The organism is Brevundimonas sp. Root1423 (assembly GCF_001426805.1).
Window position 1 is genome coordinate 72,073 of sequence record NZ_LMFL01000017.1, and the last position, 19,399, is coordinate 91,471.

At 70.1% G+C, this 19,399-nt stretch carries 19 protein-coding genes; 9 read left to right on the plus strand and 10 right to left on the minus strand.

The features are described 5' to 3' along the window. Positions 1-42: 42 nt before the first annotated feature. Positions 43-609 (plus strand): hypothetical protein, encoded by a 567-nt coding sequence (locus tag ASD25_RS29370; protein WP_200943612.1) that lies wholly within the window; start codon positions 43-45, stop codon positions 607-609. 78 nt (positions 610-687) lie between these two features. On the opposite strand, the gene ASD25_RS12075 is transcribed toward ASD25_RS29370, so the two are convergent. The 3 genes from ASD25_RS12075 to ASD25_RS12085 form a co-directional block, all read right to left on the minus strand. Next, complete coding sequence (locus ASD25_RS12075; RefSeq protein ID WP_055832479.1) at positions 688-900, minus strand: DUF3126 family protein; 213 nt, start codon at positions 898-900, stop codon at positions 688-690. Positions 901-965: 65 nt separating this feature from the next. Beyond that, complete coding sequence (cysE, locus tag ASD25_RS12080) at positions 966-1,787, minus strand: serine O-acetyltransferase (RefSeq protein WP_055832540.1); 822 nt, start codon at positions 1,785-1,787, stop codon at positions 966-968. A 20-nt stretch (positions 1,788-1,807) separates the two neighbouring features. Continuing rightward, positions 1,808-2,458, minus strand: a complete 651-nt coding sequence (locus ASD25_RS12085; protein WP_055832481.1) for an NUDIX hydrolase — start codon at positions 2,456-2,458, stop codon at positions 1,808-1,810. A gap of 84 nt (positions 2,459-2,542) precedes the next feature. Here ASD25_RS12085 and ASD25_RS12090 point away from each other — a divergent pair, with 84 nt between their 5' ends. Continuing rightward, positions 2,543-3,160, plus strand: a complete 618-nt coding sequence (locus tag ASD25_RS12090; protein WP_082560206.1) for a nitroreductase — start codon at positions 2,543-2,545, stop codon at positions 3,158-3,160. Between the two features lie 156 nt (positions 3,161-3,316). On the opposite strand, the gene hutI is transcribed toward ASD25_RS12090, so the two are convergent. Both hutI and ASD25_RS12100 read right to left on the minus strand, forming a co-directional pair. Beyond that, a complete protein-coding gene (hutI, locus tag ASD25_RS12095) occupies positions 3,317-4,528 on the minus strand; it encodes an imidazolonepropionase (RefSeq protein ID WP_235561830.1) in 1,212 nt (403 codons plus the stop codon). Further along, a complete protein-coding gene (locus ASD25_RS12100; RefSeq protein WP_369816580.1) occupies positions 4,528-5,415 on the minus strand; it encodes an agmatinase family protein in 888 nt (295 codons plus the stop codon). Before ASD25_RS12100 ends, hutI begins: the two co-directional genes overlap by 1 nt. Before the next feature lie 31 nt (positions 5,416-5,446). On the opposite strand from ASD25_RS12100, the gene hutU reads away from it, so the two are divergent. Together hutU and hutH are read left to right on the plus strand one after the other, a co-directional pair. Further along, a complete protein-coding gene (gene hutU, locus ASD25_RS12105; protein WP_055832487.1) occupies positions 5,447-7,117 on the plus strand; it encodes a urocanate hydratase in 1,671 nt (556 codons plus the stop codon). Positions 7,118-7,119: 2 nt separating this feature from the next. After that, positions 7,120-8,649 (plus strand): histidine ammonia-lyase, encoded by a 1,530-nt coding sequence (gene hutH / locus ASD25_RS12110; protein ID WP_055832489.1) that lies wholly within the window; start codon positions 7,120-7,122, stop codon positions 8,647-8,649. A gap of 352 nt (positions 8,650-9,001) precedes the next feature. On the opposite strand, the gene fni is transcribed toward hutH, so the two are convergent. Further along, positions 9,002-10,021 (minus strand): type 2 isopentenyl-diphosphate Delta-isomerase, encoded by a 1,020-nt coding sequence (gene fni, locus ASD25_RS12115; RefSeq protein ID WP_055832491.1) that lies wholly within the window; start codon positions 10,019-10,021, stop codon positions 9,002-9,004. 81 nt (positions 10,022-10,102) lie between these two features. Between fni and ASD25_RS12120 the strand changes: the two genes are divergently transcribed. After that, a complete protein-coding gene (locus ASD25_RS12120) occupies positions 10,103-10,585 on the plus strand; it encodes a sterol desaturase family protein (RefSeq protein ID WP_055832493.1) in 483 nt (160 codons plus the stop codon). Here the strand turns inward: ASD25_RS12120 and ASD25_RS12125 are convergent. Genes ASD25_RS12125 through ASD25_RS12140 form a run of 4 tightly spaced genes read right to left on the minus strand, consistent with a single transcriptional unit; the run spans position 10,582 to position 16,055 of the window. Then, on the minus strand, positions 10,582-11,526 hold the full coding sequence (locus ASD25_RS12125) for a phytoene/squalene synthase family protein (protein WP_055832495.1): 945 nt from the start codon (positions 11,524-11,526) through the stop codon (positions 10,582-10,584). The genes ASD25_RS12120 and ASD25_RS12125 overlap by 4 nt on opposite strands. Further along, a complete protein-coding gene (locus ASD25_RS12130; RefSeq protein WP_055832497.1) occupies positions 11,526-13,019 on the minus strand; it encodes a phytoene desaturase in 1,494 nt (497 codons plus the stop codon). The genes ASD25_RS12125 and ASD25_RS12130 overlap by 1 nt, the downstream gene beginning before the upstream one ends. Beyond that, the gene (crtY, locus tag ASD25_RS12135) at positions 13,016-14,188 is read right to left on the minus strand and encodes a lycopene beta-cyclase CrtY (protein ID WP_055832499.1); all 1,173 of its coding nucleotides are present in this window, start codon (positions 14,186-14,188) and stop codon (positions 13,016-13,018) included. Before crtY ends, ASD25_RS12130 begins: the two co-directional genes overlap by 4 nt. A 37-nt stretch (positions 14,189-14,225) precedes the next feature. Further along, the gene (locus tag ASD25_RS12140; RefSeq protein WP_055832501.1) at positions 14,226-16,055 is read right to left on the minus strand and encodes a PPC domain-containing protein; all 1,830 of its coding nucleotides are present in this window, start codon (positions 16,053-16,055) and stop codon (positions 14,226-14,228) included. 97 nt (positions 16,056-16,152) lie between these two features. On the opposite strand from ASD25_RS12140, the gene ASD25_RS12145 reads away from it, so the two are divergent. From ASD25_RS12145 to ASD25_RS12160, 4 genes are read left to right on the plus strand one after another with little or no spacing between them, the layout of a single operon-like run. Further along, positions 16,153-17,076 carry a bifunctional methylenetetrahydrofolate dehydrogenase/methenyltetrahydrofolate cyclohydrolase gene (locus ASD25_RS12145; protein WP_055832502.1) on the plus strand — a complete coding sequence of 308 codons (924 nt, stop codon included), beginning with the start codon at positions 16,153-16,155 and terminating at the stop codon, positions 17,074-17,076. A gap of 52 nt (positions 17,077-17,128) precedes the next feature. Further along, positions 17,129-17,815, plus strand: a complete 687-nt coding sequence (locus ASD25_RS12150) for a LemA family protein (protein WP_055832544.1) — start codon at positions 17,129-17,131, stop codon at positions 17,813-17,815. Between the two features lie 17 nt (positions 17,816-17,832). Next, the gene (locus tag ASD25_RS12155) at positions 17,833-18,636 is read left to right on the plus strand and encodes a YgcG family protein (protein ID WP_055832504.1); all 804 of its coding nucleotides are present in this window, start codon (positions 17,833-17,835) and stop codon (positions 18,634-18,636) included. Next, positions 18,630-19,322 (plus strand): TPM domain-containing protein, encoded by a 693-nt coding sequence (locus ASD25_RS12160; RefSeq protein WP_055832506.1) that lies wholly within the window; start codon positions 18,630-18,632, stop codon positions 19,320-19,322. Before ASD25_RS12155 ends, ASD25_RS12160 begins: the two co-directional genes overlap by 7 nt. Positions 19,323-19,399 lie beyond the last annotated feature (77 nt).

Here is a 19,399-nt window from a genome sequence, read left to right on the forward strand (position 1 = left end):
TCTCAAACACCGCTATCATATCGAMTCGAGRCGCRCGCTGGCGTGCGCTCCGCCGCCAGCATCAACCAACTGAACCGAGGGGTCGGGGAATTCATGGCTAAAGCACCATCCAAGTCGAGCACGGCCGCCAAACCGAAGGCAGCTGCTGCCGCTTCCAAGCCGAAACCGGCGACAAAGTCGAGCGCYGCGCCGAAAGCCGCCGCGAAACCCGCCGCCAAGGCCGCCGTCAAACCGGCCGTGAAGAAGACCGCGCCGAAAGCCGCCGCCAAACCGGCGACCAAAACCGTCGCTCCGGCCAAGGCCGCCGCGCCCAAACCCGCTGCCGTGAAGAAGCCTGCCGCCGCGAAGAAGCCTGCGGTGAAGAAGGCCGCCGCCCGGCCGGCCGTGAAGCCCGCGCCCAAGCCCGCCGCCAAATCGGCTGCTGCGCCGAAGCCCGTCGCCGCGAAACCGGCGGTCGCCCCGGCTGCGGCTCCGAAACCCGCTGCTGCTGCGCCTGCTCCGAAGCCTGCCGCCGCCGCTCCGGCCGCCGCTCCGAAGCCGGCCGCCAGGCCCCCCGAGAGCAAGGGCTTCCTGTCCGGCCTGCTCGACGCGATCTTCGGCAAGAAGTAGCCGCCGTCGCCTGAACGACGAAGCGCCGGTGGAGCGATCCACCGGCGCTTTTTCGTGCGCGTCGCGCGTCGGAAAAACTCAGTCCTGCGGCAGGTCTTCCGCCAGGATCGCCATCTCGAACATGAAGCTGCCGGCCTCGTCCTCGTCCTCGAAGACGACGCCGATGAACTCGTCGCCGACATAGACCTCGCAGGAGTCATTGGGCTTGCCGCGGGGCTTCAGGATGATCCCGCCCGTGTTGAAGGTGCGCTTCAGGTGCGTCTCGACGCGCTTCATGTCGGCGGTGTTCATGGTCGGCCTCGGGGATCACTCTTGAAGCCGCGGACCCTAGAGAAACCCGCCCCGCAGGGAAACCCTCAGATGACGAAGTCGTAGACGATGTCGGCCAGGGTATGGTCCATGGTCCGCGCCGGCGTCGCCCCGGTGGGGCAGTTGACCAGCCGCGCCGGCACGCCCGCCACCGTGCATCCGGCCGGCACGTCCTTCAGCACCACCGAGCCCGAGGCGACCTTGGCGTAGTCGCCGACGGTGATGTTGCCCAGCACCTTGGCGCCCGCTCCCAGCAGCACGCCCTTGCCGATTTTCGGATGGCGGTCGCCGCGCTCGGCGCCGGTGCCGCCCAGGGTCACGGCGTGCAGCATCGACACCTCGTCGCCGACCACGGCCGTCTCGCCGATGACGATGCCGGTGCCGTGGTCGAGGAACAGGCCCGAGCCCATCCGCGCCGCCGGGTGGATGTCGACCTGGAACAGTTCGGAAATCCGGCTCTGGAAGTGGAAGGCCAGCGCCTCGCGGCCCTGCCCCCACAGCCAGTGCGCCACCCGGTGCGCCTGCAGCGCCTGGAAGCCCTTGAAGTAGAGGAACGGCTGCAACAGCGTCTTGATCGCCGGATCGCGCTCGGCCACCGCCTGCAGATCGGCTTCCGCCGAAGCCACGATCCCGGCGTCCGCCTCGAAGGCGTCGCGGCAGATTTCTCGCACCGACATGGGCCCCAGTTCGCTGTCGCCCAGCTTGCGCGCGATCTGGAAGCTCAAGGCCGAGGCGAGGTCGCTGTGCGACAGGATCACGGCGTTCAGCTGCGACGCCAGATGCGGCTCGGCGCGCACCGTTTCCTCGGCCGCGGCGCGCAGAAGCGCCCAGGGTTCGCTGCGTGCGGCCACGACTTCCAGCTTGGGCATCGGAGTCTCCATGGCGGACATCATACGCTCGCCAGCATGGCCTTCGCCAGTTCGGGCGGCAGTTCGCCTTCCCGCGCCATATGGTAGGCCCTGAGCGCCGTCGCCAGGGTGAACATGTCCCGGATCGCGCCTGTGCCGATCTCGCGCAACAGGTCGCCGAACGGCACGCGGACGACGCGGATGATCTCGGTCGGATCGGGCGCGACCGGCACCGGCGTCAGCTGCCAGGCGATCCACGCCATGGCGCGTTCGTCGGTGACCGAATTGCTCATCTCGGCCTTGTAGGCGGGAATCCAGCGCGCCGCCTCCAGCCCGGCCTCCTCCATCAGTTCGCGCCGGGCCCCCTCGATCGGGTCCTCGTCGAACGGGGCGCCGCCCTCCGGCATTTCCCACGACCAGTTCATCAGGGCGAAGCGCTGCTGCCCGACCAGGGTCACCGTGCCGTCGTCGTGCACCGGCAACACCCCGACCGACAGATTGCGCGGCCGCATGACGGCATAGTCCGCCTTCAGCCCGGTCGGCGCGGTCGCGTCGTGCTGCATCAATCGCAACCACGGGCTTTCGAACAGGGCCCTGGAGCCATGGTCGATCCACGGCGGCGGCCGGTCGCTTCCGTCGTCCCAGGCGGGCAGCGGGCGGTCGTCGTCGAAGGCGGTGCGGGAATCGGTCATGGCGTGCGTATGGCGAGGGTGCGCCGATCCCGCAACGGCGCCCGGCCGTTTGACGTCGCGCGCGGCCGACGCCATGTGATCCGCATGACCCGCCCTGACCTGCCGCGTTTCGCCCTCGGCGATCCCCTCCCCCCCGCCAAGGCCTCGGACGAGATGCGCCTCAGGTTGGCGACGCGGCGATCCGCCCCGGCCCAGGCCCTGACCGAGCCCGGCCCGTCCGCCGACGAAATCAGGGAAATCCTGACCCTCGGCGCCCGCACCCCGGATCACGGCAAGCTGTTTCCGTGGCGGTTCGTCGTCCTCGGCCGCCAGACCCGCGCGTCCCTCGCCGAGGCGCTCACGCCCCTGGCCGCCTTCCAGCCCCAGCCCGATCAGGCCCGCGCCGCCCTGGCCAAGCTGACCGCGGCGCCGGTCACCCTCATGGTCGTGTCCGCCCCGATCCCGAACGTCAAGGTTCCGGAGTGGGAACAGCAGATGTCGGCCGGCGCCGTCTGCATGAACCTGGAACACGCCGCCAACGCTCTCGGCTACGCCGCGAGCTGGATCACCGACTGGTACAGCTACGATCCCCAGGCCCTGGACGTCCTCGACGTCGGCGGCGGCGAAAGGGTGGCGGGCTTCATTCACATGGGGACGCTGGCGCAGGCGCCGCTGGAGCGGCCGCGGCCCGATCTGGCCGACAAGGCGATCTGGCGGCCCTGAGCGGCGGGTTCAGCCCGGCAGGGTCGTGGTCAGCAGGATCGTGGCCAGGCCGAGCAGCGCCGTCGTCGCGACCAGGGCGCCGATCAGCAGGCATTCAATGGCGTCCGGGCGTCGGCTCATGTCGCTCTCCTGCCCGGAGGATAGAGGGATTCGGCGCTACCGCCGCGCCCCCGCGACATAGGTCCGGTGCAGCAGCGGCTTGCCCAGCCAATAGGCCAGCTCGGCCGGCCGGCCGATGTCCCACACCGCCAGATCGGCCGCCTTGCCCGCCTCCAGCGTCCCGATCTCCTCGCCCAGCCCCAGGGCCCGCGCCGCCTGCCGCGTCGCCCCCGCCAGCGCCTCCTCGGGCGTCAGCCGGAATTGGACGCACGCCAGGGTGATCGCCGCCGTCATCGAGGCCACCGGCGAGGTGCCCGGATTGCAGTCCGTCGCCACCGCCATCCGCACCCCGTGCGCCCGGAACAGATCGATCGGCGGCGGCGTCGTCTCGCGCAGCATCAGATAGGCCCCCGGCAACAGCACCGCTACCACGCCGCCCTCGGCCATGGCCCGCACCCCCGCCTCGGTCGTGTGCTCCACATGATCCGCCGACAGCGCCCCGTACCGCCCCGCCAGAGCCGCCCCGCCGCCGTCCGACAGCTGGTCGGCATGCAGCTTGACCGGCAGCCCCAGCGCCCGCGCCCGGTCGAACAGCCGCGCCGTCTCCTCCACCGTGAAGGCGATAGGCTCGCAATAGGCGTCGACCGCATCCACCAGCCCCTCGGCGTCGGCCGCCGGCAGGATGTCGTCGATGGCCAGGTCGACATAGGCGGCCCGGTCCGCCCGGTGTTCCGGCGGCACGGCGTGCAGGCCCAGATAGCTGGTCCGCACCCTGACCCCGGCCTCGCGCCCGATCCGCCGCGCCACGCGCAGCATCTTCAGCTCGGTCTCGCGATCCAGCCCGTAGCCCGACTTGATCTCGACCGTGGTGACGCCCGTCGCCGTCAGCCCCGCCAACCGCCCCACGGCGCTGGCGTAGAGCTCATCCTCCGACGCCGCCCGCGTCGCCGCCATGGTCGAGACGATGCCGCCTCCGGCCCGCGCGATCTCCTCATAGGTCGCGCCTTTGAGCCGCTGTTCGAACTCGCCCGAGCGGTCGCCGCCGAACACCAGATGGGTATGGCAGTCGATCAGCCCCGGCGTGACCCAGCGCCCGCCCAGCCGGTCCGTCTCCTCCGCCGTATGTTCCGGCAGATCCGCCAGCGCCCCGACCCAGGCGATGCGCCCGTCGCGGATCAGGATCGCCCCGTCCTCGATCGCCCCATAGGCCGCGCCGCCCTCGACCAGGGTGGCGAGGCGGCAGTCGGTGATGAGCCTGTCCGCGCGGATCATCGCGTCTCGAACCCCGCCAGCAGTTCGCAGAACCACCGCCCCGCCGTCAGCGAGCCGAGGTCGCCGATCTCCAGCGACGGATCGTATTCCGTCAGATCGACCGCCCGGACGTTCGGATGGGCCCCGATGACCCGCGTCGCGTCGAGGAAGTCCTGCGCCGACACCCCGCCCGGCCGCGCGCCCGGCGACGCCGGCCACTGGCTGCGATCGATCACATCGATGTCGAAATCGACGTAGATGACCTCGCACAGCTGCGACAGCCGCCACAGTTCCTGCCCCACGACGGTCGCCAGACCCTCGTCCCGGCAGTCCCGCGCCGTCCGCACCGATATCCCGGCCCGTTTCGCCTTCTCATGCGCCCGCCTGGTGTTGGCGAAGGGCGCCAGCCCGACCTGGCTGATGCGCTCCCCCGCCAGCCCGTCCTCCAGCAGCGCCTGGATCGGATTGCCGTTGGTCAGCCCCTGATCCGTGTCCCTCAGGTCGAAATGGGCGTCCAGCGTCAGCACCCCGACCCGGTCGAGCCCCAACGCGTGCACGCCCGGCCGCGTGATGGCGTTGTTGCCCCCGACCAGAACCGTCAGCGCCCGCGCCGCCTGCGCCGCCGCCGCATCCCGCACCGGGGCGAAGGCGTCGGCCGGCGACACGCCCTTCAGCGCCACGTCGCCGGCGTCATGAACCCGCGTCGTCAGCTCCGCGCCGGTCTCGACGTCATAGGTCGAGAACCGCGGCAGCACGGCCCGAAACGCCTTCGGCCCGAGGTCGCACCGCCCCGGCGTCAGCGAGCGCTCGTTCAGCCCGGCGCCGATCAGGGCGACGGGGGCGTCGGGGTGATCGCCGATCAGGTCGGCGACGCTGCGCCAGCCCAGCGCGTCTGAGTCTTCCAAGGTCATGGGGTGGCAGCGTAGAGAGGCCGCCATGACGACTCAACAGACGAACACCCGCGTCATCCGCAGCCCCCGCGGCCTGGAGATGACCGCCAGGACCTGGGCCGCAGAGGCCGCCCTGCGCATGCTGATGAACAACCTCGATCCCGAGGTGGCCGAGCGCCCCGAGGACCTCGTCGTCTACGGCGGCATCGGCAAGGCCGCGCGCGACTGGCCGTCGTTCGACCGCATCGTCACCGAGCTGCGCAATCTCGAGCCCGACCAGACCCTGCTGGTCCAGTCGGGCAAGCCCGTCGGCGTCTTCCGCACCCACGCCGACGCCCCGCGTGTGCTGATCGCCAACTCCAACCTCGTCCCGAAGTGGGCGACCTGGGAGCATTTCAACGAGCTCGATCGCAAGGGCCTGATGATGTACGGCCAGATGACGGCCGGCTCGTGGATCTACATCGGGACCCAGGGCATCGTTCAGGGCACATACGAGACCTTCATGGAGGCCGGACGCCAGCACTACGGCGGCGACTGGTCGGGGAAATGGATCCTGACCGCCGGCCTCGGCGGCATGGGCGGCGCCCAGCCGCTGGCCGCGACCATGGCGGGGGCGTCGTGCCTCGCCGTCGAATGCCAGCGCAGCCGCATCGAGATGCGGCTCAGGACCCGCTACCTCGACGTCATGGCCGAGACCCTGGACGAGGCCCTGGCCCTGCTGGACGCGGCCAGGGCGGATGGAAAAGCCATATCTGTCGGCCTGTTGGGCAACGCTGCGGATGTTCTGCCTGAACTGGTCCGACGCGGCGTTCGGCCTGATCTGGTCACCGACCAGACCAGCGCCCACGACCTCGTCAACGGCTACCTGCCGCAGGGCTGGACCGTGGCCGAATGGGAGGACAAACGCGTCTCCGACCCCGCCGCCGTCGAGGCCGCGGCGCGCCAGTCCTGCGCCGTCCACGTCCAGGCCATGCTCGACTTCCAGGCCGCCGGCATCCCGGTCACCGACTACGGCAACAACATCCGTCAGGTCGCCTTCGACGCGGGCGTGACCAACGCCTTCGACTTCCCCGGCTTCGTCCCCGCCTACATCCGCCCCCTGTTCTGCCGCGGCGTCGGCCCCTTCCGCTGGGCCGCCCTGACCGGCGATCCGGACGATATCCGCAAGACCGACGCGGCGATGAAAAAACTGTTCCCCGACAACGCCGGCCTGCACCGCTGGCTCGACATGGCGGGCGAGCGCATCGCCTTCCAGGGTTTGCCGGCCCGCATCTGCTGGATCGGCCTGGGCGACCGCCACCGCGCGGGGCTGATGTTCAACGATATGGTCGCCTCGGGCGAGCTCAGCGGCCCGATCGTCATCGGCCGCGACCACCTCGACTCCGGCTCGGTCGCCAGTCCGAACCGCGAGACGGAATCAATGATTGACGGATCGGACGCCGTGTCCGACTGGCCCCTGCTGAACGCCCTGCTCAACACGGCCTCGGGCGCCAGCTGGGTTTCGCTGCACCACGGCGGCGGCGTGGGCATGGGCTACTCCCAGCATTCGGGCGTGGTCATCGTCGCCGACGGCACCCCCGAGGCCGCGAAACGCCTCGAACGCGTCCTCTGGAACGACCCCGCCACCGGCGTCATGCGCCATGCGGACGCCGGATATGAGATCGCCCGCGACGCCGCCCGCGAACACGGCCTGAACCTGCCGAGCCTGAAGGCCTGATCATGACCACCCTGACCATCGGCTCCGCGCCGCTCACCCTCGCCCAGCTGCGCGCTGTCCTCGACGCCCCCTGCACCGTCGAACTCGCCCCCGCCGCCTGGACCGCCGTCGAGCGCGGCGCCGCCGTCGTCGCCGCCATCCTCGCCGAGGGCCGCACGGTCTACGGCATCAACACCGGTTTCGGCCTGCTGGCCAACACCTCCATCGCCACGGAAGATCTGGAGACGCTGCAGAAGAACCTCGTCCTCAGCCACGCCTGCGGCGTCGGCGCCCTGCTGCCGGACAACGTCGTCCGCCTGCTGATGGTGCTGAAGATCGCCAGCCTGTCGAAGGGCGCCTCGGGCATCCGCCGCGAGACGCTCGAGGCCCTGATCGCCCTGGTCAACGCCGACGTCCTGCCCTGCATTCCCTCCAAGGGCTCGGTCGGCGCCTCGGGCGACCTCGCGCCCCTGGCCCATATGTCCTGCGTCCTGATCGGCGTCGGCGAGGCCCGCCATGACGGCGAAACCCTCGACGCCGAAGCCGCCCTCGCCCGCGTCGGCCTCAAGCCGCTGGTGCTCGGTCCCAAGGAAGGCCTCGCCCTGCTCAACGGCACCCAGTGCTCCACCGCCCTCGCCCTCGCCGGCCTGTTCGCGACCGAGGCCGCCTTCGCCGCGGGGATCGCCGCCGGGGCCCTGTCGGTCGACGCGCTCAAGGGCTCGGACGCCCCGTTCGACGCCCGCATCCACGCCCTGCGCGGCCAACCCGGCCAGATCGCCGTCGCCGGCGCCTTGCGCGCCCTGATGGCCGGTTCGGCCATCCGCGACAGCCACCGCCACGACTGCGCCAAGGTGCAGGATCCCTATTCCCTGCGCTGCCAGCCCCAGGTCATGGGCGCCGTGCTCGACGTGCTGCGCAACGCCGCCGCCACGCTCGAGAGCGAGGCCAACGCCGTCACCGACAACCCGCTGGTCTTCATCGACGACGGCGACGTCATCTCGGGCGGCAATTTCCACGCCGAACCGGTCGCCTTCGCCGCCGACATGATCGCCATGGCCCTGTGCGAGATCGGCAACATCTCGGAACGCCGGACCTCGATCCTGGTCGATCCCAAGATGAGCGAACTGCCCGCCTTTCTCGTCAAGGAGAGCGGCCTGAACTCCGGCTTCATGATCGCCCAGGTCACCGCCGCCGCCCTCGTGGCCGAGAACCGGATGGTGGCCCATCCGTGCAGCATCGACACGGTCCCGACCTCGGCCAACCAGGAGGACCACGTCTCAATGGCGACCCACGGCGCCCGCCGCCTGCTCGACATGGCCGAGAACACCGCGGCCGTGGTCGGCATCGAACTGCTGGCCGCCGCCCAGGGTCTCGAATTCCACCGCCCGCTGACGTCGTCGCCCGATCTGGAAAAGGTCTGGGCGATCGTGCGCGAGGCGGCCGCCGCCTACGGCTCCGACCACTATTTCGCGCCGGACATCGCCCGGGCCACGGACGGCGTCCGGGCGGGCCGCTACCGGGTGTTCGCGGGCGATCTCCTGCCGTCGGCCTAGCCCACCCTTCCTTTCGTCATCCGCCGGCGAGCGTAGCGAGACCGGGGGATGACGAAAGCAGGCGCGTGCGATGAAGACTCTCGCCCCTCCCGACCCGCTACTCTCGCCCCTTGAGTCCGCTACTTCCGCCCCTTCGGAAACGGGACCGATCGTCCCGGGACGACCCTGCGACCAATTCTGGCGCAGCCGCATGCTCTATGGCTGTAACGCCCGCCGGGCGGGGTCTTTGATATCTCCAACACACGCCGCGCCGCCGCGTAAGGCCCGGTTTCCGTCCCGCCCGCAGGTTCAGCTGCGACTGCAGATTTTCGCAGAATTTTTTGCGGGGATTGCGGGACTCTCGCCCCCTGGTTCAGTCCTGCAGCGGCGCCTTGCGCAGGGCGGTCAGATTGGCCGAGCCGGTGCAAAAGCAGACGGTGCGCATCTGCCGGATCACGGTCTGGAAATGCTCGACCACCGCCTCGGTCGAGACCGTCGCGGCCGCCAGCACGCCCGCCGCCTGACCGACCATGTCGGCGCCCAGCCGGATGGCCTTGGCCGCCTCGACCCCGTCGCGGATCCCGCCCGAGCCGATGATCAGGGCCTTCGGGCAGGCCGCACGGACCTCGGCGATGGCACGCGCCGTGGGAACGCCCCAGTCGGCGAAGGCGGCGGCGTGGGCCTTGTCCGCCTCGCCCTCGGACCGCTCGCCCTCGACCGTGGCCCAGTTCGAGCCTCCGGCTCCGGCCACATCGACCGCCGCCACGCCCATGGCCAGCAGCCGCCGCGCCGTCGCCGCCGACAGGCCCGCCCCGGTCTCCTTGACCACCACCGGCGCGTCCAGCGCCTTGACCAGGGCCTCCAGCGCCGCCCCGACGCCCCACCAGTCGCGGTCGCCCTCGGGCTGGCAGGCTTCCTGCAGCGGGTTCAGATGCACGATCAGGGCGTCGGCGGCGATCATGTCCAGCACCCGCCGCGCCTCATCGACGCCGAAGCCGCGCGTCAGCTGGGCCGCGCCGATATTGGCAAGGATGGGCGTGTCGGGCGCCTTGAGCCTGAGGGCCATGTCCAGCCCGGGCGCCCCGCCGCTCTCCAGCGCCGCGCGCTGCGAGCCGACGGCCAGGGCGATGCCCAGCTGCTGCGCCGCCTCGGCCAGCCGGGCGTTGATCGCCTCGGCCCGCGCCGGCCCGCCGGTCATCGAGCTGATCAGCAGCGGCGCCTTCAGCCGCCGGCCCAGAAAGTCGACGCCCAGATCGATCTTGCCGTGATCCAGGTCGGGCAAGGCTTCATGCACGAAGCGGATGTCGGCGAAGCCGCTGTCCAGCCCGTGCCGCGCCCGGCCCGACAGGATGACGTCCAGATGCTGGTCCTTGCGGGCGGTGATGTCGGTCAAACGGTCACTCCACTCTCCCTGCGACCCTAGCGGCGTCGCGTCCCGGTTGGAACGCCCCGCGGCGCGGCCTATCCTCCCGCCATGATCCCCGCCGCCTTCATCGCCGTCGCGCTCGGCGTCTTCGCCCTGATGGAGGGCGTCGCCTGGTGGTCGCACCGCTATGTGATGCACGGCTGGGGCTGGGTCTGGCATCGCAGCCATCACGAACCCCGAACGGGAACGTTCGAGGCCAACGACCTCTACGCCGTGGTCGGCTCCATCGCCGGAATCAGCCTGTTCAGCCTCGGCTGGTGGACCGGCTCGTGGCTGGTCTACGCCGTGGCCACGGGCGTGACCCTGTACGGCGCGGCCTACGCCCTGTTCCACGACGGCCTGGTGCACCAGCGCTGGCCCTTCCGCTGGGTGCCGCGCCACGGCTATCTGCGCCGCCTGATCCAGGCCCATCGGCTGCACCACGCGGTGATGAGCCGGGGCGGGGCGGTCTCCTTCGGTTTCCTGCTGGCGCCGGATCCCCAAGCCCTGCATTCCGAGCTGAAGCGGCTGCGCGCCGATCGCCGGGGCTAGACCCGGGTCCACAGGGCCGGGCGGGCCGGCGGGACGCGGCCCTTGTCCAACACCTGGGTCCAGATGGCGATCAGAAAGCCTCGCCCGAACAGCCACAGCTTCATCGGCTTGCGCACCACCACCCGCTGGCCCCAGACGCCCGGCCCGCGCCGGCGCACCTTGCGACCGATCTCGCGATAAACCCCCCGCGCCGCCGCGATCGCCATCGACGACCGAAACGGCAGCCCCCGCAGACCGTCGCGGGCGCTGTCGTAGTAGGGTTCGGCCAGCTTCAGCAGCCGGGTCGTGACGGCATGGACCCTGGCCCGGTTGGCCGGATCGGCCACGGCCTCCGCGGTCGGCTCCAGCCCCGCCTCGACCAGCCAGTCGGCCGGCAGATAGACCCGCCCGTTCTCCGCGTCCTCGACCACGTCCCGGGCGATGTTGGTCAGCTGGAAGGCCAGCCCCAGATCCTGGGCCCGGCGCAGCACCTCGGGATCCGACGCGCCCATGACGCGGGCCATCATCACCCCGACGACCCCCGCCACATGCCAGCAATAGCCCATGACGTCGTCGACGGTCCGGTACTGGCGATGGTCCACATCCATGGCGAAGCCGTCGATCAGATCCAGCGGCCAGCGTTCGGGCAGATGGTGGCGGCGGGCCACGCGCTGGAAGGCGGCGAAGGTCGGATCCGCCATCGGTTCTCCCGCCAGGGCCCGGCGGGTCTGGTCGTAAAGGCCTTCCAGCCGGCGCCGCTGCTCCTCCGGCGTGATGTCCTCGTGCCCGTGTCCGTGATCCTGCCCGTCGATGGCGTCGTCGCAGGCCCGGCACCAGGCGTACAGCAGCCAGGCGTCCTCCCGCACCTCCGGATCGAACAGCCGCGACGCCGAGCGGAAGCTCTTCGAGCCCTTGACGATCGACGCCCGCGAAGCTTCCAGAATGGCGTCGGCCGTGGCCATCAGCTTTCCTGCTCCAGCATCAGCCCCGCCGTCGCCTTGGCCGAGCCGACGACGCCGGGGATGCCCGCGCCGGGATGGGTCCCGGCCCCGACGACATACAGGTTCGGAATGCGGTCGTCGCGGTTGTGGGTCCGGAACCAGGCGCTCTGGGTCAGGATCGGCTCCAGCGAGAAGGCGCTGCCCAGATGGGCGTTCAGCTCGCCCTTGAAGTCCGCCGGCGTGAAGATGCGGCTGGTGACCAGATCGCGCCTGAGGTTCGGGATGTACCGGGCCTCGAGATAGTCGAGGATCCTGTCGCCATATCGCGGCCCCTCGACCGCCCAGTCGATATCGGCGGCCCCAAGATGCGGCACGGGCGACAGCACGTAGTGGGTCGAACATCCGGCCGGCGCCATGCCGGGGTCCGTGGCGCACGGACTGTGCAGATAGAGCGAGAAATCATCGGGCAGCTTCGGCCCCTTGAAGATTTCACCGATCAGGTCGCGGTAACGCGGGCCGAAACAGATCGAATGGTGCGCCAATTGAGGCTGCGGCGTCTTCAGTCCGAAATGGCAGACGAACAGCGACATGGAGAACCGTTTGGCCTTCAGTGATTTCGCCTTGGCCTTGCCGCGCGCCGTATGGCCCAGCAGCCGCTCGTAGGTATGGACCACGTCCGCGTTGGAGCCGACCATGTCCGCCGGGATGACTTCTCCGCCTTCCAGCGTCACGCCCGTCGTCCGTCCGTCGGCCATGTTGATCGCGTCCACCGGCGCGTTCAGTCTCAGGTCGCCGCCCAGATCCGTGAAGAACCGCGCCAGCCCGGCGATCAGGGCCCCCGTGCCGCTCCTGGCGAACCACACCCCGCCGCGCCGCTCGAGCGCGTGGATCAGGGCGTAGACCGAGCTCGTCTTGAACGGATCGCCGCCAACCAGCAGGGTGTGGAAGCTGAACGCCTGTCGCAGTTGCGGGTCCTTGATGTACCGCGCCACCATCGCGTGGACGCTGTTCCAGCTTTCCAGCCGGGCCAGTTCGGGGGCCGCCCTGATCATCGACCAGAAGCTCTGGAACGGCACCGCGCCCAGCTTGACGTAGCCCTCCTGGTACAGCTCTTCCGAATAGGCGTGGAAGCGCCGGTAGCCCTCGACATCGGCCGGATGGAATTTCGCGATCTCGGCGTCCAGCACGGCCTGATCGTTGGCGTAGTCGAAGCTGCGTCCGTCCTCCCACAGCAGGCGGTAGAAGGGATCGACCGGCAGAAGCTCGACATAGTCGGACAGCTTGCTGCCCGTGCCCTCGAACAGCTCTTCCAGGCAGCCGGGATCCGTGATCACCGTCGGCCCGGCGTCGAAGACGAAGCCCTGATCGTTCCAGACGTAGGCGCGGCCACCCGGCTTGTCGCGCTTCTCGACCAGCGTCGTCTTCACGCCGGCCCGCTGCAACCGGATGGCCAGGGCAAGACCGCCGAATCCCGCGCCGATAACCGCCGCCCGTTTCGCCGCCCGATCTCTCACGCTGATGATCCCTGTCCGGTTTCACGCCACTGCCGCAGGGCCGCCGCGACCGGCACGGGCGGTTTTCCCGCGAGAATGCGAGCCCTGTCGAGCGGGGTGCTGCCGCCTGCGTAGAAGCGCCGCACCACGCCTTCCGGGAGACCGTAAAAGCGCTGGAACACCCGCCAGCGCTGACGCGGTTCGGCCGCCCGGAACAGCATGCGGTTCAGCAGGCGGTAGAAGCCCCGCTCACGCCACAGCCGCTTCGAGCGCGCCTCGGTCAGCGCCCGCAGCGAATCCGACCCCAAATCGGCTGCTCCGGCGATCTCGCGGGCCAGGCCCACCGCGTCGGGCAAGGAATAACCCGTCACCGGATGGAACAGGGCGGCCCTCAGGCCGGCGCGGGCGACGGGCGGGCCCTCGGCCCAGAAGGCGTCGATGTCGCCGTCCAGGGCGATGGGAAGCACGCCCTCTTCCTCTCCGGCCACCGCCTCGACGACCCAGCCGCGGGAGCGGACATAGGCGCTGATGCGCGCGCCGAGAGATGCCCGGTCCAGCGTCGGATCATCGGCATAACTGGTGTCTTCGACCATGACCGTCCGCGCATCGAACGGCAGGAGATAGACGAAACGATAGCCGCCGGTCTGGGTGACCGTGGCGTCCATGATGGTGGGCCGGATCAGGCCGTGCGGTTGCGTCAGCCGTAGGGTGCGGCCGAGGAAGACCTGCCAGCCCAGGTCGAGATGGGCCGTCGGCCGCGGACCTCGCGCATCGATCACACCATGTCCCGACAGCCGGCGACCGTCCGCCAGGATAACGCCTTCCCGATCCACTGAAGCCGCCTCGCCAACGATGAGCCGGTCGCCCAGACGCGGGGCGACTACCGCATCCAGGGCTTCCGACGTCAGGCTGTTGTAGGGCGTGGACAGGGTGCGACTGCGGCCGGGGAAGTAGACCTCGTGCCCCGCGGGCCAGCGATGGGCGACGGCCGGAGCCAGCCATGCGCGATCCGCCTCGGGCAGGTCGCTGTCGAAGAAGGACCAGGTGTGCCGCCCGCCCAGCCGCGCGTCGCGCTCGACGACGGCGACCCGGACGTCCGGCCGGTCCAGCGCCAGCCGCCAGGCGATCAGGCTCGCGGCCAGACCGCCGCCGACGAGGATCAGGTCGAAATCGTCAGCCGGCCGCGCCATGCCTCGGGTCTAGCACGTCCCGCCGCCGGGCCAACCGCTATGGCTGCTTCTCGACGTTCAGCGCATAGGCGCCCGTCTGACCCTGCTGGAAGGTCCCCGCCCGGACCTCATAGACCCCGTCGGCCGGCGCGGTCCATTCGAGCTTGGCGTGGGTGTCCGACAGGCTGTCATCGTCCGACCCCAGGCTCTCGAACGTCCCGTCTTCCTTTTCGCGGCCGACCACCACGAAGCTGTCGACCTCGTTGGAAACCATGGTGATCAGCAGCTTCTCGTCCTCCTTCAGGGTGACGCGATAGGCATCGTAATAGCTGTTGTCCTCGGCTGTCGCGTCCGCCTCGGTCAGTGTTCCGCGCGCCGTCGCGCCGACCAGCAGGCTGCCCGGCTGCGGCTGGGGTCCGCGGTCGATCAGCTGCAGCGAATACAGGCCCTTGCCATCTGATCCCAACGGCAGGGCGCGCAGCACATAGTCGCCGGCTTCCGGCAGACTGTAGTTCAGTCGCGAGTCCGTCCCTTCCCCCAGGCCGTCATCGTCCGACGCCAGCGCCTCGAACTCCGCCCCGGCCCGGCCGATCTGCAGGAAGGTGTCGAAATCGCCTGAACGCATGATGGCCTGAATCCGCTGTCCGGCCTGACCGGTCAGGGAATAGGCGTCGAAACCACGGTCCTCGCTGTCCGTCGAATCGGTTTCAGCGATTTCGCCCTGCAGGGTCGAGCCGAATGTCAGGGCCTCCGGCGGGCGTTCGGGCTCGATCTCGGCGATCGTCAACACATAGCCGCCGGTGTCTTCCGAAAAGGCGCGGGCCTCGACGATGTAGGCGCCGGTGCGCGGCAGGGTGAAGGTGAGGCGCGAATCCGTCCCTTCGGCGGCGCCGTCATCATCCTCAGCCAGACTGACCCGGCTGTCGTCGAACAGCTGAAGATAAGTGTCGAAATCCGACGAGCTCATGTCGATGCGAACCCGCTGGCCTTCGCGGCCCGAGAACCGGTAGGCGTCGGCGAACCGGCCGGACTCGCTCTTGCCATCGCCAGCCGCCAGCTCGCCCTGAACAGTGGCCCCGATCTCGATGGCCTGGGCGGGTGCGGGCTCGGGTCCCTGGGCCACGGCGAGGGTGTAGGCGCCCTCGCCCGCGCCGTTCAGCGCCGTCGCCCTGATGACGTATTCGCCGGCCCGGGGCGCCGTGAAGACGAGCCTTGAGTTCAGTCCGGTGTCCGGGCCATCATCGTTCATGGCGAGTTCGGTGAAGACGGCTCCCTCCATCCGGCCGACGCGCAATACCGGGTCGAAGTCCTCGGCCGTCAGGTCGATCGCGAATCGTTCGCCAGAACGGGCGCGGACGACGAAGGCGTCATAGTTTCCGCCGTCATCACTTTCGGGATCGGCGGCCGCCAGACGGCCCTGCAGGCTCTGCCCGACGCGGATGCGGGCAGGGCGCGGCGCCGGCCGCGCCTGCGGCCGTTCGGTCAGGGCGAGGGTGTAGGCCCCGCCTTCGAGCCCCGACAGCGTCCTGGCCCTAAGCACATAAACGCCGTCGCGATCCGCGGTGAAACGGAGCCGCGAATCGGTGCCTTCGCCCAGCCCGTCGTCGTCGGAGAAGAGCGGTTCCGCGGCTTCGCCCGGGCCATAGACCTCCAGGTAGGCGTCGAACGCGGCGGAGCGCATCACCGCCTCCAGCCGCTGGCCCGCGCGGGCGCTGAGGGCATAGCTGTCGTAGCGGAAGGCGTCGTCCGGACCGGTCGCGTCGCCTTCGGCGATCTGCCCGTCGATGGTGCGGCCCACCGGGAGCTGGACCGCCGTCTGCGCCAGAGCCGGCGCCGCGATCAACAGGGTAAGCACGCTGACGGCGGTCAGGATGGTGTAACGGCGCATGAAAGTCCCCCGGTTGCAGCCCGCGATCATAGACGCCGAACCGCGCCATCTGTAAATCGCGGCGGGCGCGCCTTCCCCATAACCGGAACCGAAAGCCATGACGGTCGATCCCGCCCCCGCGACCCTGATCGACGGCAAGGCTTTCGCCGCCGGCCTGGTCGACCGCGTCGCCGCCGCCTCCGCCCGGCTTCAACAGGCGCATGGCGTCACGCCGGGATTGGCCGTCGTCATCGTCGGCGAGGACCCCGCCAGCCAGATTTACGTCCGCAACAAGGGCGAGACGACGCTGCGCGCCGGCCTCCGATCGGACACCCACCGCCTGTCCGAGGCGACGACCCAGGCGGACCTGCTGGCCCTTATCGCCGACCTGAACGGTGACGCCGGCATCCACGGCATCCTGGTGCAGCTGCCCCTGCCCGGTCACATCGATACGGCCGCGGTGCTGGGCGCCATCGACCCGGACAAGGACGTGGACGGCTTCCATGTCGTCAATGCGGGCCGGCTGGCGGTCGGCTTGCCGGGGCTGGTTCCCTGCACGCCGCTGGGATGCCTGATGCTGCTGAAGGCCGAGCTGGGCGACCTGTCGGGCCTGAACGCCGTCATCGTCGGCCGCTCCAACATCGTCGGCAAGCCGATGGCGCAGTTGCTTCTGGGCGAGAGCTGCACGGTGACGGTCGCCCATTCGCGCACCCGCGATCTGCCCGCGCTGTGCCGGACCGCCGACATCCTGGTCGCGGCCGTGGGCCGGGCCGAGATGGTGCGGGGGGACTGGATCAGGCTTGGCGCCACGGTCATCGACGTCGGCATCAATCGCGTGCCGTCGCGGGATCCGGTGAAGGCGGCCGAGGGCAAGACCCGTGTGGTCGGCGACGTCGCCTTCGAGGAGGCCCGGATGGTCGCGGGTCGGATCACGCCGGTTCCCGGCGGCGTCGGCCCCATGACCATCGCCTGCCTGCTGGCCAACACCTATACGGCGGCGTGCCGGGCGGCGGGTGTCGCGCCGGAACCGCTGGACGCTTGAACCGCCGCCGCTCAACCCCGATAGTCGGAATCTGATCTGTCAGGAGATGTCGATGATCCGGTTTTCGCCTCGTGTTTCGGCCCTCGCCGCCGTCGTGGTCCTGGCCCCCGCGGCCGCGGGCTGCGGCATCAACGCCATTCCGACCAAGGAAGAAGCCGCCAAGGCGCGCTGGGCCGACGTCCAGTCGCAGTACCAGCGCCGCGCCGACCTGGTTCCCAATCTGGTGGCCACGGTCCAGGGCGCCGCGATCGCCGAACGCACCACCCTGACCCAGGTGATCGAGGCCCGCGCCGCGGCCACCGGCGTGACGGTCACGCCCGAAACGCTCAGCGACCCCGCCGCCTTCCAGCGCTATCAGGCGGCGCAGGGCCAGCTTTCGCAGGCGTTGTCCCGGTTGCTGCTGGTCGTGGAGCGCTATCCGGAGATCAAGTCGAACCAGAATTTCATCGCCCTCCAGTCGCAGCTTGAAGGCACGGAAAATCGCATCGCGGTGTCGCGGCGTGACTACAACGAGGCCGTTCGCGACTACAACACAAGCCTGCGGACCTTCCCGACGGTGATCTGGGCCAAGACCATCCATGGGGGGTCCGAGCCGATGCAGCTGTTCACGGCCACCGAGACCGCCCAGACCGCGCCCAACGTCAATTTCGACGCCCTGAACCCGTCCGCTCGGCCGGGCGGCGCGGCGCCCGCCGTCGCTCCCGGCGCCGCGCCGCCCGCAGCGCCGACGGCCCAGTGAGCCGCATACTTCCGGCGATGTCGATCAGCCGGGCCGCCGCCTTCCTGACGGTCCTGCTGGCCGCCGTCTGGCTGGTCGCGGCTCCGGCGCTGGCCCAGACCGGCCCGACGTTTCCGCCCCTCAGCGGCCGGGTCGTCGACAACGGCGACCTGATCTCGGATGCGAAGGAGCAGGCGCTGGCCGAAAAGCTGGCCGCGCTGGAGCGCGACACCACCGATCAGCTGGTCGTTGTCACCGTGCCGGATCTTCAGGGCTATGAGATCGAGGACTACGGATACCAACTGGGCCGGGCCTGGCGCATCGGGCAGGCGGACAAGAACAACGGCGTCCTGCTGATCGTCGCGCCCCGGGAGCGCAAGGTGCGAATCGAGGTCGGCTACGGCCTCGAAGGGGTTCTGACCGACGCCGTGTCTGCCCTCATCATCCAGAACGAGATCCTGCCCTCGTTCAAGGAAGGCTTTTACGAGCGCGGCATCGAACAGGGCGTGGACGCGATCGACCAGCAGCTGCGGCTCGACCCGGCGGAGGCCCAAGCCCGCGCCGCGGCGGCCGAACGCCCGAAATCAAAGCCTCCGATCGGCATCGCCGTCATCATCACCCTGATCTTCGTGATGCTGCTGCTGCGGATGATGGGCGGCGCCGGCCGGGGACGCCCGCGACGCGGAAGCGGCGTCGGCCCCGTGCTGATCTGGGCCGCGTCGGAAGCCTTGCGCAACAGCGGTCGCGGCGGAGGCGGCGGCTTCGGCGGCGGTGGCGGCGGCGGGGGATTTGGCGGCGGCGGCGGCAGTTTCGGCGGCGGGGGCGCTTCAGGCGGATGGTGATCAAACTGACCCCGGACGTGCACGACCGCATCGCCGAGGCCATCCGCCTTGCCGAAGCCCGCACCTCCGGCGAGATCTTCTGTGTCATGGCGCGGAGAGTGTCGTCCTACCGCGACATCTCCCTGGGATGGGCGGCGGCGGCGGCCCTGATCCTGCCGCTGGGCCTGATTCCGTTCGGCTTCGAACCCGCCTGGGTGCCCGGCCTGGGCAGCGGCTGGGAGGCGGCGCACCTGGCCTCCAGCGACGTGACCGTGGGCCTGGCCCTGGGGGCCTACGCCCTCATCCAGGCTGTCGTCTTCCTTGTGGTCTTCCTGCTCACCTCCATCCCCGCCGTAGCGCGGAGCGTCACGCCCCGAAGCATACGGCAGGCGCGCGTGCGCAAGGCGGCGCTGCAGCAGTTCCTCGCTCACGGTCTTCATGTAACCGAGGCCCGGACCGGGGTGCTGATCTTCGCCGCCCTTGGCGATCATCAGGTCGAGGTCGTCGCCGACGAGGGAATCCACGGCAAGGTTGACCAGGCGGTCTGGGCGGATGCGGTCGAGAGTCTGGTCAGGGGGCTGCGACGCGGCGACCCTGCCGGCGGGTTCGTCGACGCCATCGCCCTGTGCGGCGCCGTGCTGGCCGAACACTTCCCGCCGAAACCGCGTGATCCGAACGAGGTCGAGGACAAGCTGGTCGTGATCTGACTCCGACACACCGCCGCTGTGGTGTCGCATTCCCCCCGTGGTATTGGCTGGCCGCCATCACCCCCGCTGGACCGTTC